Here is a 23,311-nt window from a genome sequence, read left to right as displayed (position 1 = left end):
CGAGTTGGCGCGCCAGCGCCGTGTCGCGAGATCCGGACCGGCGTACTACGTCGGCCCGAGGGATCTCGATACGCTCGCAAGCTCGCTACTCGATCCCCGCATCACGCGGTTGCGGGAGCGGAGCTCGACCTGACGTCGCACGACTTCGGGGATCTGCAGTTCTTCGGGCTTCCCACGCGGCGGACTGCGCCGAAACTGCGCAGATCACCGAAGTTGCGCAGTGAGGCCGCGCAGGCCCGCATCACGTCGGTGCGAGGGATCTCCATACACTCGCACGTCGCGACTCAGGTGAGACCGGAGACACGACCTCACGTAGTGGGCCCGGAGGGGCTCGAACCCTCGACCCGCGGATTAAAAGTCCGATGCTCTACCGACTGAGCTACAGGCCCGACCGCACAAGCCTACTTCGGCGCGTGGCGCCTGCACGAACGACGTCGCGACCGCCGGTGCCCCCTCGCCGAGGCACCGGCGGTCGCGACCGCCTTTGACCGGCTGGATCAGCCGGAGGTTCTTGCTACTTGGCCGGGGGCGTCAGCACCGTGTCGATGAGGTAGACGACGGCGTTGGCCGTCTGGACTCCACCACAGATGACGGCGGTTGAGCCATTGACCGTGAGGTTGTCGCCGCTTCCGGCCACCTCAAGGGTTCCGCCTTCCACGGTCGTGTGCGTGCCGACGATCGCGTCGGGCTGGATCATGCCGGGAACGACGTGGTACGTCAGGATCGACGTGAGGGTCGCGGTGTCGGTCTTGAGCGCCTCGATCGTGGCGGGATCGATCTTGGCGAAGGCGTCATCGACCGGGGCGAACACCGTGAACTCGCTGCCGTTCAGCGTGTCGACGAGGTTCACGTCGGGGTTGAGCTTGCCGCTGACCGCCGCGGTGAGCGTGGTCAGGATCGGGTTATTCGAGGCGGCGACGGCCACCGGGTCGACAGCCATTCCCGCGACCGAGCCCGAGCCCGAGGGCACGGCGTCGGCGTAAGCGGCGCAACCGGAGCCGACGAGGTTCGCGGTGACGTCCATGGCCGAAGGGCTGGGCGCGGCGGACGACATCGAGGGCTCGGTGGTCGGGGCCATGGTCTCGGCCGAGGTGGTTGCGGTACCCGAGCTGCACGCGCTTAGGGCGAGCACTGCGGCGAAGGCCAGCGCCGCTCCGGCGCCGATACGAGTGGTGCGTGACATGAGGTTCCTCCTCTGAAACGGTCCGAGAGGGCCGTGGCTGACAGTTCCCCGGTGCGGGGACCGCTCGTCGAGCGGCTACGGGAACTCTTCGGAGCGGTGTCGGGATCGGATGGCGACGATCGCGAATGCGCCGAATAGTCCGGATGCCGGAGGCACCGGCATCCGTCAATCCCTCCGCGCATTTCGGCGGAACGAGGGCGACTAAGGCATGCTGGTGAAGTGGTGATCGACGGAGTAGAGGTGCCTGAGGATGGCGCCCCCTCGGTCGACCATGCCGGGGAACTGCTGGTACGCGCTGCGGGCGGAGACCAGGGAGCGTTCGCGCGCCTCTACGACATGCTCTCGCCCCGCGTGTTCGGATTGATTCTGCGCGTCCTCGTCGACCGCTCGCAGAGTGAAGAAGTGCTGCAGGAAGTCTTCCTCGAGGTGTGGCAATCCGCTGGTCGATTCGTTCCGAACAAGGGGCAGGGAAGATCGTGGATACTCACGATCGCGCATCGCAGGGCCGTCGATCGTGTGCGGTCGGCGCAGGCGAGCGCGGATCGTGACGTGCGAGCGGGCTTCCGTGACCTCGATGTCGCCCACGACGGCGTCGCGGAGGAAGTCGAGCTGAGAATCGAGGGAAAGCGTGTGGCACAGGCCGTCGCTGCCCTCCCCGAGGCTCAGCGCGAGGCTCTCACCCTCGCGTACTACGGGGGTTACAGTCAGAGCGAAATCGCGGCGCTCGTGGGCGCGCCGCTCGGCACGATCAAGACGAGGATGAGAGACGGACTGTCTCGACTTCGCACGGAGATGGGGGTGACATCGTGAACGTACAGGACTTCGCCGAGCTGGCAGCCGGCCATGCGTTGGGCGCGCTGTCTCCCGATGACGAGCTGGCCTACCAGACTGCGCTCGCCGAGCATCCGGAGTGGGAAGCGATTGCGACGGCGGATGCTGCGACCGCCGCGTCGCTGGCTGATACGGCCCTCGCGGTCACGCCGCCCGCCGCGCTCCGCGCCGAGCTGCTGGCTCGTATCGCGACGATCCCGCAGGACGGTGCCCGCTCGAGCACCGCTGACTCGAACGCCGCCGACTCGGACACAGTCGAGTCGAAAACGGTGCGACCGGACGCGTCGACCGAGCCGCCTCTGGACACCGCCGAGCTGCAGACCATCTCGCGTCGCAGCTGGACGCGGGGCATCTTCGCGCTCGCCGCGTCGCTGGTGCTCCTGGTGGCGCTCGGATTCGGTGCGGCGACCATCGGCCAGCAGCTCAACCGCCCGGCATCGGTCGTGGCGCTCTCGCAGATCACCGATGCCCCCGACGCGCAGGTCGCGAGCGTCGCGCTCGAGACCGGCGGAACGGCGAGCGCCCACTGGTCCGACTCCCTCGGCAAGGCCGTTCTCGTCTCGGAGGGCATGCCCGCCATCGCCGCCGATCAGAGCTACGAGCTGTGGTTCGTCCGCGACGGCAACCCCGTCTCGGCCGGTGTCGTGGACGCGTCCAACGGCGGCAGCGTGACGGCACTGCTGGACGGACCGGTGCAGGCCGGTGACGTGATCGCCGTGACGGTCGAGCAGGCCGGGGGCTCGCCGACGAGGCAGCCGACCACGACGCCGATCGTCGCGATCCCGACCGCCTGAGCCGCAACGACGGCGGACGTCGCAATGCACCCTCGATCGTCGCAATGCACCCTCGCGCTAGCGTTGAGCCGTGGCATCCGTCATTCAGAGTCCGCAGACTCTCGTGCACCTGCGGCGCGCGCGAGACCTCATGGACCGCGCCTACGCCGAGCCGCTCGATGTGCCCACCATGGCGCAGCGCGCCCTGATGTCTCCGGCGCACTTCTCCCGCGAGTTCAAGATCGCCTACGGCGAGACCCCCTACGCGTATCTGATGACGCGCCGCATCGAGCGCGCCATGGCGTTGCTGCGAGCGGGATGGTCGGTGACGGATGCCTGCACCGCCGTGGGAGCGACATCGCTGGGGTCGTTCAGTTCGAAGTTCAGTGAGATCGCGGGCGAGACGCCCAGTGCCTACCGGGCCCGGACGCATGCGGTGGACGAGGCGATGCCCGCGTGCATCGCGAAGATCCTCACCCGGCCGACTCGCTACGTCTGAAGGCCATCGAGCAGTTTTCGAGAAGCGCGACTGCCGATCCGATCTCTACCGTGGAGACATGCCGAACATCTCACTCGCGTACTGCCCCATCACCGTCGACGACGTCGAGGCGGCGATCCCCTTCTACCGTGACGGTCTCGGGCTCGAGATCGTGAACGACGTCGCGTACGACGGTCACCGCTGGGTGAGCTTCGGCTTCCCCGGGCAGTCGGGGCTCGCGGTCGTCCTCTCCGATCCTGGTGCCGGGCGCTCACCCGAAGACGGCGAGGCGCTCACCCGTCTCGTGGTGAAGGGTTCGGGCCCCGGGCCGTACGTTTTCACCACGGACGACCTGGATGCCACGTTCGCGCGTCTGCAGTCGTCCGGCGCCGAGGTGCTCCAGGAGCCCATCGCGCAGGACTGGGGTCCGAAGGACTGCGCCTTCCGCGACCCCGCGGGCAACCACGTGCGGATCAACCAGGCCGCGTGAGGTAGCGTTCGCGGAGGGCTGAGTCGGGCGGCGGCCGCAGCATCCGCGGGTAGCCTGGAGCGCGTGAGCGACGAACCCAGGGACTTCCACAAGCCCGTGCGGCGACCGGCCGAGCTGTTCGACCGGCGGTTCGCTGCGAGTGACCCCGCAGAGGTCTCGCGCGTCGCGCACAGCACGGCGCAGGCGCTGATGGCGCGAGTGCGCGATGAGCCGGATGCGCAGATCGTCGATCGGCTCGTCTCGTTCACCGATCAGCACGGCATCGACGACATCGCCGAGCTGTGGTCGCGTTCGCCCGCGAAGTCGCTGCCCGGCGCGCTGTGGCGGCTGTATCTGCTGCAGCTGATGATCCACGACGATCCGCAGACGGCGGCGCTGCTGTACGAGCGGGGGCGTCTCGCGCTCGAGTCGCCGGATCCGGTGATCGCAGGCGCTCCGGTGCCGGCAGGCCCCGACGAGCTGGTCGCGCTGATCGACGCGATACTCAGAGGGCTCTTCCAGGGCGACTTCGCCGTCGCGCTGGAGCGTGCGGCCGCGTTCAGCCGGGTGCAGGCGTCGGGCGCGACGCACGTCGCCGATGACTACGATGCGACCGAGCCCGAGCGGGCATCGGCCCTGACGACACGGGCGCTGCGCCTCTCGACGTACGCGGGAGATCTGACTGCATGCGCCGCGCTCTGGCGCCGCGACGCGCTGGCCTGACGCGGGATACCGCGACAGCGCAGCGCGCAGGCCGACAAAGATAAGTGCCGGGCCGCAGAACGCCTCTCGGCGCGAGGCCGCTCTCGGCGGCAAAAGATGGAGCCCGGGGTTACTGCGGCCCGGCTGATCCAGTGTAACCGAGCACCGCTTCGGCGCATTCCCGGACATAGGCTCGGAGCATGGCCTGGCGTTACGCACTCACGATCGACCCCGTAGTATCCGACGACACCCGCGATGACTTCGCCGATACCTTCACGGTGATCGACCCGGCAGCCCCGGCCCTGAGCGTGGGCGAGCTGAGCACGCAGCGCGGCGACGGCATCTTCGAGTCGATCGGCGTGATCGACGGGCACCCGCAGGAGGTGTCGGCGCACCTGGAGCGCCTCGCGCACTCCGCGCGGCTGTGCGATCTGCCGGCCCCGCACACCGGCCAGTGGCGCCAAGCGGTCGAGGTCGCCGCGGCGAACTGCGAGCTGGGGGAGTATGTCATCAAGCTGATCCTCAGCAGGGGCGTCGAGCACTGCCCCGCGCCTACTGCGTGGGTGACGGCGGCGCCGGCGGCCGACTTCGCCGAGTCGCGCACGCGCGGCATCCGCGTCGTCACGCTCGATCGCGGGTTCGACAGCGCGGCGGCCGCCCGCGCGCCGTGGCTGCTGCTGGGCGCCAAGACCCTGTCGTACGCCGTGAACATGGCCGCGATCCGCGAGGCGAAGCGAAGGGGGGCCGACGACGCCCTGTTCATCTCGTCCGACGGCATCGTTCTCGAGGCCCCGACGGCATCCGTGATCCTGCGCATCGACGGCACATACATCACCCCCGCCCCGACCGGGCAGATCCTCCACGGCACCACCCAGCTCAGCGCGTTCGAGTGGCTCCGCTCGCGGGGGCTCGCCACCGAGTACCGCGAGGTTCCGGCATCCGATCTTCTGAAAACGGATGCCGCGTGGCTGGTCTCGAGCATCCGCCTCGCCGCCCCGATCACGGCGATCGACGCCGTGCCCCTCGCGAACGACGTCGAATTCACCGCGGCGCTCAACGCCTATCTGCTCTCGCCCCGCGACTGACCGGTCCGTCGCCCGCAAGACAGCAGTGCCCGCAAGACAGCAGTGCCCGCAACAGACAGAAGAGCGGATGCCTCGACCCGAGGCATCCGCTCGTGTGCTGCAGTGCGGTCTATCCGAAGCGACCCGAGACGTAGTCCTCGGTCGCCTGAACGTTCGGCGTCGTGAAGATCGCCTTGGTGTCGTTGTACTCGATGAGCTTGCCCGGCTTGCCGGTGCCCGCGATGTTGAAGAAGGCGGTGCGGTCGGAGACCCGCGAGGCCTGCTGCATATTGTGCGTCACGATCACGATCGTGTAGTCGCTCTTGAGCTCTTCGATCAGCTCCTCGATCGCGTACGTCGAGATGGGGTCGAGGGCCGAGCACGGCTCGTCCATCAGCAGCACCTGCGGCGAGACTGCGATCGCGCGCGCGATGCACAGACGCTGCTGCTGGCCACCGGACAGACCCGCACCGGGCTTGTCGAGACGGTCGCGCACTTCGTTCCACAGGTTCGCGCCCTTGAGCGACTTCTCCACGAGCCCGTCGGCGTCCGACTTCGAGATGCGCTTGTTGTTCAGGCGCACGCCAGCCAGCACGTTGTCCTTGATCGACATCGTGGGGAAGGGGTTCGGGCGCTGGAAGACCATGCCGACCTGGCGACGCACGAGCACGGGGTCAACGCCCGGGCCGTACAGGTTGTCGCCGTCCATCAGCACATCACCGTCGACGTGGGCGCCGGGGATGACCTCGTGCATACGGTTGAGGGTGCGGAGGAAGGTCGACTTGCCGCAGCCCGACGGGCCGATGAACGCCGTCACCGAACGCGGGGCGATCTCCATCGAGACGCCCTCGACGGCGAGGAAGTTGCCGTAGTAGACGTTGAGGTTGTTGACTTCGATGCTCTTGGACACGCGTGGCGCCTTTCTGGCTAACGGGTCTTCGGCGCGAACACGGTCGCGACGATACGGGCGATGAGGTTGAAGATCACGACGAGGATGACGAGCAGGAGCGCTGCTCCCCATGCCTGTGCCTGGCTGGCGGTGATGTCGGTCGTCGGAAAGCTGTAGTTGGTGTAGGCCATGACAGCGAGGGTCTGCATCGGGTCTTGGAACGGGTTGAAGTTCAGCGCGTCGGTGAAGCTGGCCGCGATGAAGATCGGCGCCGTCTCGCCGACGATGCGGGCGATCGCCAGCACCACACCCGTGACGATGCCGCTCGCCGCGGTGCGCAGCACGATCTTCAAGATCGTCGTCGACCTCGGCACACCGAGGGCGAAGGAGGCCTCGCGCAGCTCGTTGGGCACGAGGCGCAGCATCTCCTCGGTCGAACGCACCACGATCGGGATCATCAGCACGCACAAGGCGATCGACGCCGAGAACCCGCTGAAGGCCTTCGGCCCCACGATCAGCGAGAAGAGTGAGAACGCGAACAGACCCGCGACGATCGAGGGGATGCCGGTCATGACGTCCACCAGGAACGTGATCGCGCGTCGCAGCGGGTTGTTGGGCTGCGCGTACTCCACCAGGTAGATGGCCGTCAGGATGCCGATCGGCACCGAGATGAGCGTCGCGATGCCCGTGATGATGAGCGTTCCGACGACTGCCTGGAACGCGCCGGGGGTGTAGGTGACCTCGAGCGTGTCGGCGTTGAACGACGTTCCGCCGACGCTCCAGATGAAGTTCCAGTTGAGCACCGCCGCGCCCTGGATGAAGACCGTGACGAGAGTGGACACGAGCGGGATCAGGGCGAGGATGAACGCGCTCACGACCAAGCCCCGCACGACGCGGTCGGTCGCCTTGCGGCGGTTCTCGACGACGCTCGAACCGATGCCGATGGCGACCAGGTAGAGGATCGCCGTGAAGAACAGCCAGACGCCCGCGTTGAAGCTCTGCGTGAACACGAAGAAGATCGCGGCGACGACGATCGCCGAGCCGGCGAGCACCGCCGGTTCGATCCAGCGAGGCAGCTGGCCGCTGGTCAGGGTGACAGGAGCCGAGCTGCGCGGAACCGGCGGCGCAGCGTTGGTCGTGGAGGCGCTCACGCGCTCTTTCCCTTCGAACGGCGCTTCTCCTTCTTCGGCCCGGAGGCGGAGACGAGATAGCGGGCGAGGATGTTCACACCGAACGAGACCACGAAGAGCATGAGACCCGTGCCGATGAGCGCGGAGCGCTGCATCTCATCGGAGATCGGGAAGTTGAGCGCGATGTTGGCCGCGATCGTCTGGGAGTTGTAGCCGTCCGTCAGCACCTTGACCGAGTAGATGAGCGACGGCGAGATGATGAGCGCGATCGCCATCGTCTCTCCGAGCGCGCGGCCGAGGCCGAGGAGTGTGGCCGAGACCATGCCGCTGCGGGCGTAGGGCAGCACCGAGAGCCGGATCATCTCCCACCGGGTCGCGCCGAGGGCCAGCGCCGCCTCCTCGTGCAGACGCGGGGTCTGCAGGAAGATCTCACGGGTGATCGAGGTGACGATCGGCAGGATCATCACGGCGAGCACGACGCCACCGGCGAGGATCGTCGAACCGGTGGAGGAGACGGGGCCCTCGAAGAACGGGAGCCAGCCGAAGTACTCGTTGAGGAAATGCGAGAGCGGCAGCAGCAGCGGGCGGATCACCATGATGCCCCAGAGGCCGAAGACGATCGAGGGAACCGCGGCCAGCAGATCGACGACGTAGCCGAGGGCGCCGGCGACGCGACGCGGTGCGTAGTGCGAGATGAACAGCGCGATGCCGATGGCCACAGGGGCGCCGAGCAGCATCGCGATGAATGCCGACCAGATGCTTCCGAAGAGGAGCGGTCCGACGTACTCCCAGAAGCTGCCCCACGGCACCTGCGCGGGGTTCTGGATCACGCTGAGCGAGGGGTTCTCCGCCCAGTTGGCCGTGATGGCCGGCCATCCCTGGATGATGAGGAAGATCGCGACGCCGGCCAGGATCACCAGGATCGAGATGGCGGATGCTGTCGACAGGCCGAGGAAGGCGGTGTCGCCCGCCCGGCGCTTCGTCGAGGGGCGCTTGAGGATCGGCGGCGAGGGGGCGATCGTGTCAGTCATCGCAATCCCATGGGTGTCGGATCGGCACGGGGGCTCCTAGATCAGCGTCGGGCGGTCGGGTTCTGGGGAATTCAGCCGGATGACTCGGCCACGCCTCCGACACGGATGTTCGGAGGCCGGGCCCAGTCTGCCCCGCCCGAGAGTGTCCTCGGACGGGGCAGCTGATGGGGATGCGGCTGACTACTTGACGGTTGCCAGCGTGGTCTGAGCCTGCTCGAGGATCGAGTCGGGCAGTGGAGCCGAACCTGCGTTCTTCGCAGCGACGGCCTGGCCGGCGGTGCTGCTGATGAACGACAGATAGTTGACCGCGAGCTTGGCCTGCGCGGCGGTCTTGAACGTCGAGCACAGAATGCCGTACGACACCAGCGGGATCGGGTAGGTCTCGGTCGTCAACTTCGTGTAATCGAACTTCTGCGACAGGTCTCCGGGGACGCCGTTCGAGGCGGGGACCGCAGCGACGGCGAACGTCTCGGTGACGGCCTCCGGGCTGAACGGGATGGCCGTTCCGTCCTGGATGACTGCAACCGAGTTGAGCGTGCCGACGGCCGAGTGGTCGGCGTAGCCGATTGTGCCGGCGCCGGACTGCACGGTATTGACGACGCCCGAGCCGCCCTTTTGGGCCGAGACGTTGCCGGTGACGGGCCAGGCGTTGGCGGCCGGGTAGGGCCAGTCGGTGGGCTGCGTCGCGGCGAGGTAGTTCGTGAAGTTCTGCGTCGTGCCGGAGCCGTCCGAGCGAACCACCGTCGTGATCGGGCCGGCGGGGAGCGCCGTTCCGTTGTCCTTGGTGATCGCCGGGTCGGACCAGTCGGTGATCTTCAGGTTGAAGATCTGCGCGATGGTCGCGCCGCTGAGCTTCAGGCTCGTGACGCCCGAGATGTTGAAGATGATCGCGACACCGTCGAGGTAGATCGGGATGTTCAGGCCACCGGCGGTGCAGAGCGCCTTCGACTGGTCGGTCTGGTCTGCCTTGAGCGGCGAGTCGGAGCCGGCGAAGTCGTAGGCGCCGCTGAGGAAGTTCGTGACGCCGCCGCCCGAGCCCTGCGACTTGTCGTAGTTGATGGTGACGCCCTTGACCTGGGCGTTGTATGCCGCGGTCCACGCGGCCTGCGCGTTCGCTTGGGCGCTCGAGCCACCGGCGGTGATCGTGCCCGTCAGGCTCGGGTCGACGGTCGAGGTGACGGCGGCCTTGGTCGGGGTCGAAGAGGCCGAGCTGCCGGGCGTGCTGCTGCCGGATGAACATCCGGCGAGTGCGACCGCGCCGATGGCGATCACGGCGCCGATGAGGGCGAATCGAGTCTTCTTCACTGTGGATCCTTCACATTCAGGGTTTGCGGCCCGGTGCGGGGCTCGCTCTGAACGTAGACACGGACTCTTAAGGGAGTGGGCTCGCAGGGTGAACGGGAGGTGAACGCAGGCCCAGCACTCGAAGCCGGGCGCCGGGCCCGTTCACCCGTGCACTCGACGGATCAGGGCTTGGCTTCGTGCGTCTCGATGGCGACGATGCCCGAGCCTGGGTTCGAAGACGAGAGGTGCACGACCGAGAACGATCCGGTCTCGAGGGCAGACGCGCTGCCCAGATACGAGCCGCGCAGGGTGCCGGTCGCGAGCGCGATCTCGTTGAGGATGTCGGGCAAGACGGGGCCGTGACTGCACAGCACGGCGGGCTTGCGCGAGCGGACACGCCGGCCCACGACGCTGCGGGCATCCGACTCGCCCGCCTCCCAGGCATCCTGGCTGATGAGCGGGGTGCGCACGATCTTGCGTCCGAGCGACGCCGCGAGGGGTGTGACCGTGGCGACGCAGCGGAGGGCGTCGCTGGTGACGATCTTGCGCGCGCCGAACGCGGCGAGCGTCCCGACGATCGCGGACGCCTGGCGCGCGCCCCGATCTGTCAGCGGTCGTGCCGCATCCTCGCCCTTCCACCCCTCTCGGGGGGTCGCCTTCCCGTGGCGCAGCACGATGAGGGGGAAGGTCTGGAGGATGCCGTCATCGACGAATCCGAGGAAGTTCTCGAGGATCTCGACGTCGACGGGATAGCTGAGGTAGCCGAGTGCGCGCTTGGGGGTGACCCACTCCAGCGCCGCGATCTCGCGGTTCGGTACGAACGCCGATGCGCGGATCGCGTCGTCGGTCGCCTCCGCGGCCCAGTAATGCACGATCTTCTGCCGTTTGCTCGGCATCCCATACCGCGAGACTCCGACCGGGATGCCGAGGCGGACGCGGATGCCGGTCTCTTCGAAGATCTCGCGCACCGCGGTCTCGGCGAGCGTCTCACCCGGATCGACCTTGCCCTTGGGTAGGGTGACGTCGGCGTATGCCGTGCGGTGGATGACGAGCACCATGAGCTTGCCGTCCACGAGGCGCCAGATCACTCCGCCGGCCGCGTAGACAGCGGTGTCGGTCACCGCACCGCCCGTGCGCGGCGGCGGCGAGGCACGTTGGCCATCGTGTAGTCCTGCAGATCCACGAGCGGCCGGCCATCGTCGTCGACGCTGTGCCTGGTCCACTCGCCCTCCGACCCGAGCCACCACGAACTGGTCTCATCGCTCATCGCGCGATCGAACAGCGCGGTGAGCTCGGCGAGGTGGGCCGGCGCGATGATCCGCACGAGGGCTTCGACCCGGCGATCGAGGTTGCGGTGCATCATGTCGGCGCTGCCGATGTAGATCTCGGGGTCGCCGTCGTTGTGGAACGCGAAGATGCGCGAATGCTCGAGGTAGCGGCCCAGGATGCTGCGCACCGTGATGTTCTCGCTCACGCCCTCCACGCCCGGCTTGATCGAGCAGATCCCGCGCACCCAGATATCGACCTTCACCCCGGCCTGGCTGGCGCGGTACAGCGCGTCGATGATCTGTTCGTCGACCATCGAGTTCACTTTGAGTCGGATGCTGGCGGGTCGGTCCTCCAGGGCGTTGCGGCGCTCCTGGTCGATCTGGCGCAGGAGCCCCTTGCGCAGGTGCAGCGGGGCGACCAGCAGGCGCTTGAACTTCTTCTCGATCGCGTAGCCGCTGAGCTCGTTGAACAGGCGCGTCAGGTCTTTGCCGACCTGACCGTCGGTGGTGAACAGGCCGAAGTCCTCGTAGATGCGGCTGGTCTTCGGGTTGTAGTTGCCCGTGCCGATGTGGCTGTAGTGACGCAGGACCCCGTCTTCCTCGCGGATGACGAGGGCGAGCTTGCAGTGGGTCTTCAGACCCACCAGGCCGTAGACGACGTGGACGCCGGCCTTTTCGAGCTTGCGCGCCCACACGATGTTGGCGGCCTCGTCGAAGCGCGCCTTGACCTCGACCAGGGCGAGCACCTGCTTGCCCGACTCGGCGGCGTCGATGAGCGACTGCACGATGGGGCTGTCACCGGAGGTGCGGTAGAGGGTCTGCTTGATCGCGAGGACGTGCGGGTCGCGTGCCGCCTGCTCGAGGAAGGCCTGCACGCTCGTCGCGAACGACTCGTAGGGGTGGTGCACCAGCACGTCGCCCTTGCGGATCGCGGAGAACAGGTCTGCCCGCCCGTTCTGCTCCGCCGGCTGGAACGCGACGGCGGTCGTGGGCACGTGCGGCGGGTAGCGCAGTTCGGGCCGATCGACGCCGCCGAGCTCGAACAGGCCGCGGAGGTCGAGGAGCCCCGGAAGGCGATAGACCTCCTGCTCGGTGATCGACAGCTCGCTGATCAGCAGAGCCAGCGTGACGTCGTCCATGTCGTCGGTGACCTCGAGCCGGATCGGCGGGCCGAACCGCCGGCGCAGCAGCTCGGCTTCGAGCGCTTGGATGAGGTTCTCGGTCTCGTCCTCTTCGATCACGACGTCTTCGTTGCGGGTGAGCCGGAACGTGTGGTGGTCGAGGATCTCCATGCCGGGGAAGAGATCTCCCAGGTGGTTGGAGATGAGGTCTTCGAGGGGGAGGAATCGGATCGACTCGCCGTCGTGCGGCACCTCGATGAGCCGCGGCATCATCGGCGGGACTTTGAGGCGCGCGAACTCCTGGCGGCCGGTCTTGGCGTTGCGGATGCGGATCGCGAGGTTCAGCGAGAGCCCGGAGATGTAGGGGAAAGGGTGCGCGGGGTCGACCGCGAGCGGCATCAGCACCGGGAAGACCTGCGCCTGGAAGTAGTCGCCCAGCCGGTCGCGCTCGGCGTCCGTGATCTCGTCCCAGCGCAAGACCTCGATGCCGGATTCGTGGAGCTTCGGCCGCACGAGACTCTTCCAGGCATCCGCATGACGAAGCTGCAGGCGGTGGGCCTCGGCCGAGATGTCGGAGAGCACGTCCTGCGGCGAGCGGCCGACGTTGGTCGGCACCGCCAGCCCCGTCACGATGCGGCGCTTGAGGCCGGCGACGCGCACCATGAAGAACTCGTCGAGGTTGCTCGCGAAGATCGCGAGGAAGTTGGCGCGCTCCAGGATCGGGAGCCGATCGTCCTCGGCCAGCTCGAGAACGCGCTGGTTGAACGCGAGCCAGCTGATCTCGCGATCGAGGTACCGGTTCTCGGGCAGCTGCGAGTCGAAGGCCTCGACGGCCTCATCGAAGTCGTCGTCGTCCGCATCGCCGAGGCCTGCGTCGAGCACGTCGTGTTCGATCATCCACTCATCATTGCAGGACGAGGTGACCGACGTGTGAACGGTGCGTCGACCGCGGTCAGGACCGCGTGGAGGGGCTGGGCAGCTGGTCGTCCTCGTACACGTTGAAGCGGTAGCCGACGTTGCGGACGGTGCCGATCAGCTGCTCGAGGTCGCCGAGTTTGGCGCGCAGACGGCGGACGTGCACATCGACCGTGCGGGTGCCGCCGAAGTAGTCGTAGCCCCACACTTCGCTCAGCAACTGCTCACGGGTGAACACGCGCGACGGGTGGGTCGCGAAGAAATGGAGGAGCTGGAACTCCTTGTAGGTGAGATCCAGCGGCTTGCCGTGGACCTTCGCCGAGTACGACGACTCGTCGATCGAGATGCCGGAGGTCTGGATTCGGGTCGAGACCTGCTCCTTCGACATGCGCCCGATCGCGAGTCGCACGCGGGCGTCGACTTCGGCAGGCCCCGCGCTGACCAGGATGACGTCGTCCACGCCCCAGTCGGTCGAGACCGCGGTGAGGCCGCCCTCGGTGACGACGAGGACGAGCGGTGCGTCCAGGCCCGTCGTGTTGAGGATCTTGCACAGCGACTTCGCGCCGACCAGGTCGATGCGCGCATCCACGAAGATGACATCCGCACTCGGCGCGTTCACCAGCTGGGCGGGTTCGGCGGGAATCTGGCGCACTCGGTGGCTCAGCAACTCCAGCGAGGGCAGGACAGGACCGCCTCCGTGTGTGGAGCTCAGAACCAGAAGCTGTGCCAAGAACGTCGCCCTCCCGGCGCACTGCGCACGCCGTACCCCTCAGTTTAGGGTGAACCGGCCGCCCCCCGCGCGGGCGGCTGCTCGCGCGGGTGCGCGCCGAGCGCGAGTAGGCGAGAATGAGTCCGTGGCCACGCCAGAACTCGCTCCCCGCCGAACGATCGGCGGCATCGTCGCCGCCTGGATCGCCGCGGCCGTGATCGGGCTCTCGATCGGCATCTTCGTCGCGCCGGAATGGCGCGCGGCCTGGCTGATGGTGGGACTGGGGGGATGCCTCATCCTCTCGTTCGCCGTCCAGCTCGGCTACGGACGGTCGCAGGGGTTCACACAGCGCGTGGCGGTGAGCGTGCTGGGATCGCTGCTGGTGCTCGGGGTCGTCAGCGCGGGATTCGGGCTCGCGACCGTCATCCCCGCGTAGGCTTCGCGTCCGGTCCGTCCAGCCGGTTTCGGGATAGGCTCGGGGTATGGATCTCGTCGCGCTCGAACTGTTCTTCGTCGGACTGCTCGGACTCGCCTCGCTCGCGATCGTCTTCGTCTCGGGTGTCGTGCTGAAGAACCTCTATCGCGGCCAGCGCTGACGGTCGCGTCGTGTTCGATCTGCCGACCGACCTTCCCGCCGACCTGGTGCCGATCTCGTGGCTGCTGGGTGTGTGGGAGGGCACCGGGGTCATCGAGTACGAGGCGGACGACTCACGGTTCGCGGGAGAATTCGCGCATCGCGTGAGCTTCAGTCATGACGGCGGCCCGTACCTCAACTACGCCGCGAACGCGTGGCTGATCGAGGGTGACGGCGAAGGCGACGAGCAGGCCCGTCGCCCGCTGGTCTCGGAGGTCGGGTTCTGGCGACTCTCGCGTCCCGCGACGCCCGCCGACGCCGGCCCCGGACTGCTTCCCCCGCTGGAACGCGCCGCGCCCCGCACCGCGGACGACGTCGAGGCACTCCGCAACGCGGAGAGCGGCTTCGACATCGAGGTCCTCCTCGCGCACGCCGACGGCGTGAGCGAGCTGTATCTCGGGCAGGTGCGCGGCCCGCGCATCGACATCGCGACCGACTACGTCGTGCGCACGGCCGGGTCGAAGGCGTACGCCGCGGCCTCCCGTATGTACGGACTCGTCGATGGGCACCTGCTGTGGGCGTGGGACATCGCCGCGCTCGGCCAGGAGCTCGGCTCGCACGCCTCGGCGAGACTCGCGAGGGCCGACTGATGAGCGATCTGTTCGCGCGTGTGCCGGGTGCCGTGATCGTCGGCCCGGGCCTGGAGCATCTGGGCAACCCGCTGGGCGAACAACGGGCGCTCGCCGACGGCTCGGCGGTGGTTCCCCTCGAAGACCGCCGCGTGCTCGCGATCCCGGGCGAAGACCGGCTGACCTGGCTCGACTCGCTCGCCTCGCAGAGTGTTGCGACACTGCGCCCCGGCGAATCCACCGAACTGCTGATCCTGGACCCGAACGGCCGGATCGAGCACGCCGCCTCGGTCGTGGACGACGGCGAGACCGCGTGGCTCATCGCCGACGGGGGCGACGCCGATGCGCTCCTCGGCTGGCTGCTGAAGATGCGGTTCCGCCTGCGGGTCGCCCCGCGCGATGCGAGCGGCCAGTACGCCGTGATCGGCGGCACGTCTGCAGCCGTCGCGGGCGTGGGCGCAGCATCCCCCTTCGGACTCGCCCTGATCTGGCGTGATCCGTGGCCCGACGTGGCCATCGGCGGCTACGGCTACGCCCCCGCCCACCCGCACCCTGGTGAGGACCGCGATTGGGCGGAGGCCATCGTCGAGCGGAGCACGCTGGAGGCCCTCGCGGATGCCGCGGCTCGCGGTGAGCGCAAGCTCGCGGGGCTCTCGGCCGCCGAGGCCCTGCGCGTCGCGTCGTGGCGGCCGCGCTGGGCGAACGAGGTCGACGAGCGCGCGATCCCGCACGAGCTGGACTGGATGCGCACTGCCGTGCACCTGAGCAAGGGCTGCTATCGCGGCCAGGAGACCGTCGCGAAGGTGCACAACCTCGGGCACCCGCCGCGCCGGATCGTCGCGCTCCAGCTGGACGGGAGCGGCAGCCGCCTCCCCGTCCGCGGAGCGGACGTGCGCCTCGGTGAAGATGTGGTGGGCACCGTGACCTCCGTCGCCCTGCACTTCGAAGAGGGCCCGGTGGCGCTGGCTGTCATCAAACGCAGCGTGCCCGTCGAAGCTGAACTGACCGTCGACGGCGAGGACGCGCCGATCGCAGCGGCGCAAGAGGTCATCGTGCCCCCCGACGCGGGCGCCACCGCCAACATCCCGCGGATGCCGCGGATCGGCCGCCGCGCGCCGGCCAGGTGACCGCACCGCGCGAGCCCGCACCCACGACCACCGCGGTGGCCGTATCGGGCTGGCGTTCGCGCATCGCCCCGCGCCGCGGCATCCTGCGGGTCTGGAACTCGGCGAACGCGATACTGCAGATCGTCGTCGCCGCGACCGGGGCCTACGTTTTCTGCTTCTACGTCCTGGGGCATTCGACGCCGCTCCTGGCCGCCACGGTCACCGTGTCGAGCCTCGGGCTCGTCCGCGACGCACGGCCGCGCCGCGTGCTCGAGACGGTGCTCGCGATGCTGGTGGGCATCCTGGTCGCCGAGCTGCTGCTGCTCGTCTTCGGGTCGGGATGGTGGCAGCTCGCGCTGGCTCTGACGCTCAGCCTCGTGGTAGCCCGATTCCTCGCACCGCAGGCGAGCTTCGCGATCGCCGCCGGCATCCAGTCGCTCATCGTGATGGTCCTGCCCACAGGCGCGCCCTTCCTGCGCCTGATCGACGGCATCGTCGGCGGCGTCGCCGCGCTGCTGGTCACCGCGCTCATTCCGCGCAATCCCCGGCGCGCCGCGATGCGCGACGGTGCCGCGCTGTTCCGCGCGGTCGACGGCACGTTCAGCACCCTGACCCAGGCGCTGCGCCGAGGCGACCGGCTGCGGGCGGAGCGCGGGCTCGAGAAGGCCCGAGCGCTCCAGCCCGTCGTCGACGACTGGCGCTCGTCGCTCGAGTCGGGGCTGGCGATCGCGCGGATCTCGCCGGTGCTCCGGCGCCAGCGGTTCGATCTGCAGCGCTTCGAGAACATCCGGCAGTCGATGGACCTCGTCACCCGCAATCTCCGGGTGGTCGCGCGACGGGTCGTGTACCAGAGCGACGACGGTCAGGCCCGACCGGTCATCGCCGACGTGCTGGCCGAGCTCGCACGCGGCGCCGAGCTCGTCGGGCGTTCCCTCGCAGACATCTCCCTCGTCCCCGTCGCGCAGTCGCTCCTCACGGCGGTCGCCGAACGGCTCGATCCTGCGGCGCTCGTGCCCGACGCTTCGCTCGGCGACCAGAACCTCATCGTCGCGATGCGCCCGCTCGCCGTGGATCTGCTGACCGCGACGGGAATGACGGGAGCGGATGCTCGCGCCCGCGTCCCGCGCATCTGAGCAGCACTCCTCGCCTCAGCGCGGGGCGACGGCCGACCACGGCACGGTGAGTTCGCCGAGGCGCCAGCGTGACCTGTCGCCGATCGGCCACCCGAAGGCGGCCAACGCCCCGACCGCGCTCCGCCACCGCTGCACCGCGCCGAACGCCGACATCCTCGCCGCACGCTCCCACTCCCGGTCGAGATCGGCGAACAGGGCGTGCACGCGCTCGCCGGGCACGTTGCGGTGGATCAGCGCTTTGGGGAGCCGCTCGGCGGCAATCGAAGGGCTGATCGGTGGGCTGATCGTCGTGCTCTCCAGCGACGACAGGCGCAGCGACAGCGAGAGCGTCTGCGGCGCACCGTCGGGGCCGACCGCCACCCACGTGCACACGCGTCCGATCTCATCGCACGTGCCCTCCACGAGGAGTCCGCCCGGCGCGAGTCGCGACGCCATGCGCGCCCAGGCGCCCGCCACCTCGGCCTCGTCGTACTGGCGCAGGACGTTCATGGCCCGGATGACGGCGGGGCGCCGGCCGCCGGGCAACGGCACCTCGAACCCGCCGCGGGCGAACGACACCGCCGCGTCCGGGCGGAACGGCGTGCTTCCCGACCGCACCGACTCCAGCTGAGCTCGAGCGCTCGCGACGCGCGCCGGATCGATCTCGAGGCCGCGCACCTCGACGTCGGGGCGGGTGCGCGCCAGGCGCGCCTGCAGCTCGAACGCCGTCACGCCGCTCGCGCCGTAGCCGAGATCCACGACGAGGGGATCATCGGCGTGGCGCAGCGCCGGCTGGCGCGCGATCCAGCGGTCGACGCGGCGAAGCCGGTTCGTGCCGGTCGTCCCGCGCGTGATCTGCCCCACGGGCGACTCGGCGGAGGGCATGCCCACATCCTCCCAGACGCCGTGCGGAGCATCCCGATCCGACCGGCCAGACCGGCCCGACACGAGGCCTCGCTATCATGGCGGCATGACCGGACCCCACACCCTGATCCTGCTCCGCCACGGCCAGAGCGAATGGAACAAGACCAACCAGTTCACCGGATGGGTGGACGTCCGCCTGACCGAGCAGGGCACGGCCGAGGCCGCGCGCGGCGGAGAGCTGCTCGCCGAGTCGGGCATCCTCCCCGATGTGCTGCACACCTCCGTACTGAGCCGCGCCATCCAGACCGCGAACATCGCGTTGGACACCGCCGATCGGCTGTGGATCCCCGTGAAGCGGTCGTGGCGTCTGAACGAGCGCCACTACGGTGCGCTGCAGGGCAAGGACAAGGCGCAGACGCTCGAAGAGTTCGGCAACGAGCAGTTCATGCTCTGGCGTCGCTCGTTCGACGTGCCGCCGCCGCCCCTGCCCGCCGACGACCAGTACAGCCAGGTGGGCGACCCGCGCTACGCGGGCATCGACGGCCAGGTGCCCGACACCGAGTCGCTCGCGCTCGTGATCGAGCGCATGCTCCCGTATTGGCAGAGCGACATCGTGCCCGACCTCCAGGCGGGCAAGACCGTACTCGTGACCGCCCACGGCAATTCTCTCCGCGGCCTCGTCAAGCACCTCGAGGGCATCAGCGACGGCGACATCGCCGAGCTGAACATCCCCACCGGCATCCCGCTCGTCTACCACCTCGACGAGAACCTGGTTCCCACCGGTCCGGGGGAGTACCTCGACCCCGCTGCCGCTGCCGCCGGTGCCGCCGCGGTCGCCGCGCAGGGTAAGAAGTAGCGGCCCGACCCGCAGGAACAGAGAAGGAGCGGATGCCTCACCCGAGGCATCCGCTCCTTCTCTGTGTACGTGGCTAGATGCCGACGGTCTCCGACCGGCTCGCGCTGTCGTCCTCGCCCGTCCAGTCGCCGGTCGCGAGGTAGACGACCTTCTTCGAGATCGAGACCGCGTGGTCGGCGAAGCGCTCGTGATAGCGGCTCGCGAGCGTGGCGTCCACCGTCGCGGACGGCTCGCCCCGCCAGCTGTCGCTCAGCACCTTCTCGAAGACGCTGACGTGCAGCTTGTCGATCGCGTCGTCGGCGTTGCGGATCTCGTCGGCGATCTCGAGGTCTTCGGTCCGCAGCAGGATGGCGAGGCGGCGCGCGATCTCCACATCGAGCTCGCCCATCCGGGTGAACGTGCTCTTGAGGCCCTTCGGAATGGCCCGCTCGGGGAAACGCATGCGAGTCAGCTGCGCGATGTGCTCGGCGATGTCGCCCATCCGCTCGAGCGACGCGCTCACTCGCAGCGCCGTGACGACGATGCGGAGGTCGCGCGCAACCGGCTGCTGACGGGCGAGGATCTCGATCGCGAGCTCGTCCAGCGCGGCGGACTTGTCGTCGATGACGGTGTCATCGGCGATGACCTCTTCAGCCAGCGCGACGTCGCTCGAACCGAACGCCGTCGTGGCCTTCTCGATCGCCACGCCCACCAGGTCGGCGATCTCAACCAGCCGGGACTGCACGTCCTCCAGCGACTGATGGAACACTTCGCGCATCGCAACACCTCTCCTGGTCATACGGTCGGGCATCCGCCCAATCACCGCTCACGGGCACTGCCGCCCGATGGATCCGACGGTCGCCGAGGCGATCATCCTCATCCAAGGTTAACGAACGGTGCTGAGAGAGTGAATACTGACAGGCCGACAGATCGGACGCGAGCGCGTGGCCGAGTCGCGCTCGACGGGGCGACGTACGCTGATGCCATGGATACGACGCAGCTCACGCTGCTCGCCCTCGTGGTCGGGGCGGTCATCGGGGGCTCGATGTCTCTCCTGGCGGTCGCGTCGGTGCGTGCGCGCAGGCGCGTGCGGGAGGAGACCTCGCTCGAGGTCCCCGACGGGGTGCGCGACGTGATCCATGCGATGGACGACGCCGCGATCGTGGTGGACACGTCATCGACCGTGCTGGCTGCATCCGGCCCGGCAGGGCCGTTCGGGCTCATCGAGGGCCAGGTGCTGCGCAGCGACGAGCTGCGCTCGCTCGCGCGACGCGCACGCGCCGCACTGGCATCCGCCCCGTCGTCCGGTTCCACCTCCGCCGCGGCGATCGCCGGCTCTGCGTCTTCCGGCACGGCGTCTTCCGGCACGGCGTCTTCCGGCACGGCGACTTCCGGCGCTGCGTCCTTCGGCACAGGATCTTTCGGCATAGTGACTTCCGGCACCGCGACGGCGACGATGCGCCTGCGCCGCGGCGCGGCGCCCGCCGAGCTGCGCCTGGTCGCCGCGCGGGCGACGGTGATCTCACCCCGTCTCGCCCTCGTCGTCTTCCGCGACATCACCGAGCGCGAGCGCGTCGAAGAGATGCGCCGTGACTTCGTCGCCAACACCAGTCATGAGCTGAAGACGCCGGTCGGAGCAGTCAGTCTTCTCGCCGAGGCGATCGAATCCGCCGCCGACGATCCCGACCAGGTGCGCATCTTCGCGACCCGGATCGGCGCCGAGGCGGCGCGCCTGGCGAGCCTCACCTCCCGCATCATGAATCTCTCGCGCCTGCAGGCCTCCGACGAGCTCGACAACGTCCGCGAGGTCTCGGTCGACGAGATCGTCGCCTCCGCAGTCGACGCGCACGTGATCCAGGCCTCGTCGGCCGGGGTCGAGGTCATCCGCGGCGGCGACCGCGGCCTCTACGTCCGCGGCGATTCACAGGTGCTCAGCGAGGCCGTCGGAAACCTCGTCGCCAATGCCATCGTCTACTCGCCGACCGGCTCGAGCGTCGGAGTCGGGGTCAAAGCGGTGGGCGATATCGTCGAGATCGTCGTGACCGACCGCGGCATCGGCATCGAGGAAAGCGATCAGCAGCGCATCTTCGAGCGCTTCTATCGCGCCGACCAGGCCCGGTCGCGCCGTACCGGCGGCACGGGCCTGGGCCTGTCGATCGTCAAGCACGCGGTGCAGCGCCACGGCGGCGAGGTGCGGCTGTGGTCGCGACCCGGCCGCGGGTCCACTTTCACGATCCGGCTCCCTCTCGTCGAGGGACCGGCTGAGATCCCGCCACGCAAGAAGCGTGCGCGAAAGAAGAAGCTCGCACCGGGGGCGACAGCATCCCGGTCTGCCCGCAGGAATGGAGAATCCGTATGACTCGCGTACTTCTCGTCGAAGACGAACCCGACCTCGCCGATCCGCTCGCCTACCTGCTGCGCCGCGAGGGGTACGAGGTCGAGATCACGGAAGACGGCGCGGCCGCCCTCGCGACCTTCCATGAGCGGGGCGCCGATATCGTGCTGCTGGACCTCATGCTTCCCGGGATGCCGGGCACCGAGGTGTGCCGTCAGCTGCGGAGCACTTCGAACGTGCCCATCATCATGCTCACCGCGAAAGACTCCGAGGTCGACATCGTGGTGGGCCTCGAGCTCGGCGCCGACGACTACGTGACGAAGCCGTACTCCGCCCGGGAGCTGCTCGCCCGCATGCGCGCGGTCATGCGTCGCCAGACTCAGCTCGACGCCGATCTCGATGACCGCGTGCTCTCGGGCGGGCGCGTCACCCTCGACATCGACCGGCACACCGTGGCGGTCGAGGGCGGCGAGATCAGCATGCCGCTCAAGGAATTCGAGCTGCTCGAGGTGCTGATGCGCAACGCCGGGCGCGTACTGACCCGGGGGCAGTTGATCGACCGGGTGTGGGGCACGGACTACTTCGGCGACACCAAGACGCTCGACGTGCACATCAAGCGGATCCGCTCGCGGATCGAGCAGAACCCGGGCGAGCCCTCGATGCTCGTGACGGTGCGAGGACTCGGCTACCGCTTCGAGAGCTGAGTCGGCACCGCTTCGGTGCGTGGGGCTTTTGCCCTATCGCGTCGGCCGCTTCCGCCCGACCTACCGCGGTGCGAGTTCGGTGAGGTAGTCCAGCGAGCCGTTCAGCACCGGGACGGTCGCGAGCACGCCTCCGGCGTCGCCCGACTGGAAGTACATGTCCAGGTTGGCGCCGGGCTTGGTGTCGATGCCTTCGAGGCGCAGCGGCCGCGTGTCTTCGGCGCCGAGGCTCACGGTGCTGTTGGCGGGTACCCGGACGGTCTTGCGGATCTGGCCGTCGCCCACCTCGATATTGAGCTCGTGCGCGTCGGAGGTCTGGTTGACGATCGCAGCGACGAAGTTGCCGACGGTGCCGGCGTCGTTGGCCACGATCAGGGCGTTGCGCACCTCGAGCGGACCGGAAGCGGTCACGGTCACGCCGTCGGCGGGCGAGTAGGGGATCGTCGTGGCCTGCGTCGAGAGCATGCTGCAGCCGGTTGTCCCGAGGACGATGGCGGCGCCTACGGCGAGGGACGCGATGAGGCGCGATTTCACGGATCCTCCAAGGGAAGCTTCGGCTGTCCCTTGCATTCTATGGGTTCGCGGGTGCGCGCGCAGGGTCGCGGAGCGGGTGCGGGCGAACCTTAGCGCATCGGTGCCTGTGGTATCCTTGAGGTTGCCGAAAGGACATAACTGCATGCTTTTTGAGGTTGGCGAGACGGTCGTTTACCCCCATCACGGGGCAGCCACCATCGCGGAAGTCAAGACCCGGACCATCAAAGGTGAAGAGAAGGTCTATCTCAAGCTCCGCGTCACTCAGGGTGATCTGACGATCGAGGTACCGGCCGACAACGTCGACCTGGTCGGGGTGCGCGACGTGATCGGCAAAGAGGGTCTCGAGCGCGTGTTCGAGGTGCTCCGTGCCCCGTTCACCGAAGAGCCCACGAACTGGTCGCGCCGATACAAGGCGAACCTCGAGAAGCTCGCGTCCGGTGATGTGATCAAGGTGAGCGAGGTCGTGCGCGACCTGTGGCGCCGCGATCAGGATCGCGGACTCTCGGCCGGAGAGAAGCGGATGCTCGCCAAGGCGCGCCAGATCCTCATCTCCGAGCTCGCACTCGCCGAGAAGACCGACGAAGAGAAGGCCGGCGTCGTCCTCGACGAGGTCCTGGCTTCCTGACCCGCCCCCGCGGACGAGCGGCGGGCGTCCCGCGGTGTTGGTCGAGTAGCTGTCGTCCGGCGGCGGTGGTCGAGTAGGCGCGCCAGCGCCGTATCGAGACAGTGAGGATGGTGTTGTGGATCTTCGGTGTTGGTTCTGACTTTTATCGA

The 23,311-nt window shown here is 68.6% G+C and carries 25 protein-coding genes and 1 tRNA gene; 14 read left to right on the top strand and 12 right to left on the bottom strand.

Annotated features, from left to right (window positions below):
• Positions 1 to 316 precede the first annotated feature (316 nt).
• Both ACFE6Z_RS10215 and ACFE6Z_RS10210 read right to left on the bottom strand, forming a co-directional pair.
• Positions 317 to 389 (bottom strand) — tRNA-Lys (locus tag ACFE6Z_RS10215).
• A gap of 125 nt (positions 390 to 514) precedes the next feature.
• Positions 515 to 1,183, bottom strand: coding sequence for a fasciclin domain-containing protein (locus ACFE6Z_RS10210; protein ID WP_375385587.1), 669 nt, complete (start codon positions 1,181 to 1,183; stop codon positions 515 to 517).
• Positions 1,184 to 1,402: 219 nt separating this feature from the next.
• On the opposite strand from ACFE6Z_RS10210, the gene sigK reads away from it, so the two are divergent.
• The 6 genes from sigK to ACFE6Z_RS10180 all read left to right on the top strand — a co-directional run bounded on the left by sigK (position 1,403) and on the right by ACFE6Z_RS10180 (position 5,521).
• A complete protein-coding gene (gene sigK, locus ACFE6Z_RS10205) occupies positions 1,403 to 1,993 on the top strand; it encodes an ECF RNA polymerase sigma factor SigK (protein WP_375385586.1) in 591 nt (196 codons plus the stop codon).
• Entirely contained in the window at positions 1,990 to 2,808 is an 819-nt protein-coding gene (locus ACFE6Z_RS10200; RefSeq protein WP_375385585.1) for an anti-sigma factor domain-containing protein, read from the top strand. The genes sigK and ACFE6Z_RS10200 overlap by 4 nt, the downstream gene beginning before the upstream one ends.
• Positions 2,809 to 2,938: 130 nt before the next feature.
• A complete protein-coding gene (locus tag ACFE6Z_RS10195; RefSeq protein ID WP_375385783.1) occupies positions 2,939 to 3,286 on the top strand; it encodes a helix-turn-helix transcriptional regulator in 348 nt (115 codons plus the stop codon).
• A 58-nt stretch (positions 3,287 to 3,344) separates the two neighbouring features.
• Positions 3,345 to 3,755, top strand: a complete 411-nt coding sequence (locus tag ACFE6Z_RS10190) for a VOC family protein (RefSeq protein ID WP_375385584.1) — start codon at positions 3,345 to 3,347, stop codon at positions 3,753 to 3,755.
• Between the two features lie 63 nt (positions 3,756 to 3,818).
• Positions 3,819 to 4,457 (top strand): DNA-directed RNA polymerase subunit beta, encoded by a 639-nt coding sequence (locus ACFE6Z_RS10185; RefSeq protein WP_375385583.1) that lies wholly within the window; start codon positions 3,819 to 3,821, stop codon positions 4,455 to 4,457.
• 179 nt (positions 4,458 to 4,636) lie between these two features.
• On the top strand, positions 4,637 to 5,521 hold the full coding sequence (locus ACFE6Z_RS10180; protein WP_375385582.1) for an aminotransferase class IV: 885 nt from the start codon (positions 4,637 to 4,639) through the stop codon (positions 5,519 to 5,521).
• Between the two features lie 109 nt (positions 5,522 to 5,630).
• Here the strand turns inward: ACFE6Z_RS10180 and pstB are convergent, their stop codons facing one another.
• The 7 genes from pstB to ACFE6Z_RS10145 form a co-directional block, all read right to left on the bottom strand.
• Positions 5,631 to 6,410 carry a phosphate ABC transporter ATP-binding protein PstB gene (pstB, locus tag ACFE6Z_RS10175; RefSeq protein ID WP_375385581.1) on the bottom strand — a complete coding sequence of 260 codons (780 nt, stop codon included), beginning with the start codon at positions 6,408 to 6,410 and terminating at the stop codon, positions 5,631 to 5,633.
• A gap of 17 nt (positions 6,411 to 6,427) precedes the next feature.
• Positions 6,428 to 7,540 (bottom strand): phosphate ABC transporter permease PstA, encoded by a 1,113-nt coding sequence (pstA, locus tag ACFE6Z_RS10170; protein ID WP_375385580.1) that lies wholly within the window; start codon positions 7,538 to 7,540, stop codon positions 6,428 to 6,430.
• Positions 7,537 to 8,550 (bottom strand): phosphate ABC transporter permease subunit PstC, encoded by a 1,014-nt coding sequence (gene pstC, locus ACFE6Z_RS10165; protein ID WP_375385579.1) that lies wholly within the window; start codon positions 8,548 to 8,550, stop codon positions 7,537 to 7,539. The genes pstA and pstC overlap by 4 nt, the downstream gene beginning before the upstream one ends.
• Before the next feature lie 180 nt (positions 8,551 to 8,730).
• Positions 8,731 to 9,855: a phosphate ABC transporter substrate-binding protein PstS gene (locus ACFE6Z_RS10160; protein ID WP_375385578.1), complete on the bottom strand. Its 1,125-nt coding sequence runs from the start codon at positions 9,853 to 9,855 to the stop codon at positions 8,731 to 8,733.
• 161 nt (positions 9,856 to 10,016) lie between these two features.
• Positions 10,017 to 10,955 (bottom strand): NUDIX domain-containing protein, encoded by a 939-nt coding sequence (locus ACFE6Z_RS10155; RefSeq protein ID WP_375385577.1) that lies wholly within the window; start codon positions 10,953 to 10,955, stop codon positions 10,017 to 10,019.
• On the bottom strand, positions 10,952 to 13,120 hold the full coding sequence (locus ACFE6Z_RS10150; RefSeq protein WP_375385576.1) for an RNA degradosome polyphosphate kinase: 2,169 nt from the start codon (positions 13,118 to 13,120) through the stop codon (positions 10,952 to 10,954). Before ACFE6Z_RS10150 ends, ACFE6Z_RS10155 begins: the two co-directional genes overlap by 4 nt.
• Before the next feature lie 55 nt (positions 13,121 to 13,175).
• Positions 13,176 to 13,868 carry a winged helix-turn-helix domain-containing protein gene (locus tag ACFE6Z_RS10145; protein WP_375385575.1) on the bottom strand — a complete coding sequence of 231 codons (693 nt, stop codon included), beginning with the start codon at positions 13,866 to 13,868 and terminating at the stop codon, positions 13,176 to 13,178.
• Between the two features lie 124 nt (positions 13,869 to 13,992).
• Between ACFE6Z_RS10145 and ACFE6Z_RS10140 the strand changes: the two genes are divergently transcribed.
• From ACFE6Z_RS10140 to ACFE6Z_RS10125, 4 genes are all read left to right on the top strand, one after another.
• On the top strand, positions 13,993 to 14,283 hold the full coding sequence (locus ACFE6Z_RS10140) for a hypothetical protein (protein WP_375385574.1): 291 nt from the start codon (positions 13,993 to 13,995) through the stop codon (positions 14,281 to 14,283).
• Positions 14,284 to 14,453: 170 nt separating this feature from the next.
• Positions 14,454 to 15,071, top strand: a complete 618-nt coding sequence (locus tag ACFE6Z_RS10135; RefSeq protein WP_375385573.1) for an FABP family protein — start codon at positions 14,454 to 14,456, stop codon at positions 15,069 to 15,071.
• A complete protein-coding gene (locus tag ACFE6Z_RS10130) occupies positions 15,071 to 16,177 on the top strand; it encodes a YgfZ/GcvT domain-containing protein (protein ID WP_375385572.1) in 1,107 nt (368 codons plus the stop codon). Before ACFE6Z_RS10135 ends, ACFE6Z_RS10130 begins: the two co-directional genes overlap by 1 nt.
• Positions 16,174 to 17,289, top strand: coding sequence for an aromatic acid exporter family protein (locus ACFE6Z_RS10125; RefSeq protein WP_375385571.1), 1,116 nt, complete (start codon positions 16,174 to 16,176; stop codon positions 17,287 to 17,289). The genes ACFE6Z_RS10130 and ACFE6Z_RS10125 overlap by 4 nt, the downstream gene beginning before the upstream one ends.
• A 15-nt stretch (positions 17,290 to 17,304) precedes the next feature.
• Here the strand turns inward: ACFE6Z_RS10125 and ACFE6Z_RS10120 are convergent, their stop codons facing one another.
• Entirely contained in the window at positions 17,305 to 18,153 is an 849-nt protein-coding gene (locus ACFE6Z_RS10120; RefSeq protein ID WP_375385570.1) for a class I SAM-dependent methyltransferase, read from the bottom strand.
• A gap of 85 nt (positions 18,154 to 18,238) precedes the next feature.
• Between ACFE6Z_RS10120 and ACFE6Z_RS10115 the strand changes: the two genes are divergently transcribed.
• The gene (locus tag ACFE6Z_RS10115; RefSeq protein ID WP_375385569.1) at positions 18,239 to 18,988 is read left to right on the top strand and encodes a phosphoglyceromutase; all 750 of its coding nucleotides are present in this window, start codon (positions 18,239 to 18,241) and stop codon (positions 18,986 to 18,988) included.
• 73 nt (positions 18,989 to 19,061) lie between these two features.
• Here the strand turns inward: ACFE6Z_RS10115 and phoU are convergent, their stop codons facing one another.
• Positions 19,062 to 19,745, bottom strand: a complete 684-nt coding sequence (phoU, locus tag ACFE6Z_RS10110) for a phosphate signaling complex protein PhoU (protein ID WP_375385568.1) — start codon at positions 19,743 to 19,745, stop codon at positions 19,062 to 19,064.
• Between the two features lie 207 nt (positions 19,746 to 19,952).
• Here phoU and ACFE6Z_RS10105 point away from each other — a divergent pair, with 207 nt between their 5' ends.
• Together ACFE6Z_RS10105 and ACFE6Z_RS10100 are read left to right on the top strand one after the other, a co-directional pair.
• On the top strand, positions 19,953 to 21,326 hold the full coding sequence (locus ACFE6Z_RS10105; RefSeq protein ID WP_375385567.1) for a sensor histidine kinase: 1,374 nt from the start codon (positions 19,953 to 19,955) through the stop codon (positions 21,324 to 21,326).
• Positions 21,323 to 22,006, top strand: a complete 684-nt coding sequence (locus tag ACFE6Z_RS10100; RefSeq protein ID WP_375385566.1) for a response regulator — start codon at positions 21,323 to 21,325, stop codon at positions 22,004 to 22,006. The genes ACFE6Z_RS10105 and ACFE6Z_RS10100 overlap by 4 nt, the downstream gene beginning before the upstream one ends.
• Positions 22,007 to 22,066: 60 nt before the next feature.
• Here ACFE6Z_RS10100 and ACFE6Z_RS10095 read toward each other — a convergent pair whose 3' ends face one another.
• The gene (locus ACFE6Z_RS10095; protein WP_375385565.1) at positions 22,067 to 22,537 is read right to left on the bottom strand and encodes a DNA modification methylase; all 471 of its coding nucleotides are present in this window, start codon (positions 22,535 to 22,537) and stop codon (positions 22,067 to 22,069) included.
• Between the two features lie 142 nt (positions 22,538 to 22,679).
• Here ACFE6Z_RS10095 and ACFE6Z_RS10090 point away from each other — a divergent pair, with 142 nt between their 5' ends.
• On the top strand, positions 22,680 to 23,162 hold the full coding sequence (locus ACFE6Z_RS10090; RefSeq protein ID WP_375385564.1) for a CarD family transcriptional regulator: 483 nt from the start codon (positions 22,680 to 22,682) through the stop codon (positions 23,160 to 23,162).
• The last annotated feature ends 149 nt before the right edge of the window (positions 23,163 to 23,311 follow it).

The organism is uncultured Microbacterium sp. (assembly GCF_964244775.1).
Taxonomy (GTDB): Bacteria; Actinomycetota; Actinomycetes; order Actinomycetales; family Microbacteriaceae; genus Microbacterium.
The sequence above is the reverse complement of the archived record's forward strand: the minus strand, read 5'-3'. Positions and strand labels throughout refer to the sequence as shown.

Coding starts and splice junctions, on each gene's coding strand:
- ACFE6Z_RS10130 (WP_375385572.1), top strand. CDS start 15,071: ATGAGCGATCTGTTCGCGCGTGTGCCGGGTGCCGTGATCGTCGGCCCG.
- ACFE6Z_RS10105 (WP_375385567.1), top strand. CDS start 19,953: ATGGATACGACGCAGCTCACGCTGCTCGCCCTCGTGGTCGGGGCGGTC.
- ACFE6Z_RS10190 (WP_375385584.1), top strand. CDS start 3,345: ATGCCGAACATCTCACTCGCGTACTGCCCCATCACCGTCGACGACGTC.
- ACFE6Z_RS10180 (WP_375385582.1), top strand. CDS start 4,637: ATGGCCTGGCGTTACGCACTCACGATCGACCCCGTAGTATCCGACGAC.
- ACFE6Z_RS10090 (WP_375385564.1), top strand. CDS start 22,680: ATGCTTTTTGAGGTTGGCGAGACGGTCGTTTACCCCCATCACGGGGCA.
- ACFE6Z_RS10210 (WP_375385587.1), bottom strand. CDS start 1,183: ATGTCACGCACCACTCGTATCGGCGCCGGAGCGGCGCTGGCCTTCGCC.
- ACFE6Z_RS10120 (WP_375385570.1), bottom strand. CDS start 18,153: ATGCCCTCCGCCGAGTCGCCCGTGGGGCAGATCACGCGCGGGACGACC.
- ACFE6Z_RS10100 (WP_375385566.1), top strand. CDS start 21,323: ATGACTCGCGTACTTCTCGTCGAAGACGAACCCGACCTCGCCGATCCG.
- pstC (WP_375385579.1), bottom strand. CDS start 8,550: ATGACTGACACGATCGCCCCCTCGCCGCCGATCCTCAAGCGCCCCTCG.
- ACFE6Z_RS10195 (WP_375385783.1), top strand. CDS start 2,939: ATGGACCGCGCCTACGCCGAGCCGCTCGATGTGCCCACCATGGCGCAG.
- phoU (WP_375385568.1), bottom strand. CDS start 19,745: ATGCGCGAAGTGTTCCATCAGTCGCTGGAGGACGTGCAGTCCCGGCTG.
- ACFE6Z_RS10150 (WP_375385576.1), bottom strand. CDS start 13,120: ATGATCGAACACGACGTGCTCGACGCAGGCCTCGGCGATGCGGACGAC.
- ACFE6Z_RS10115 (WP_375385569.1), top strand. CDS start 18,239: ATGACCGGACCCCACACCCTGATCCTGCTCCGCCACGGCCAGAGCGAA.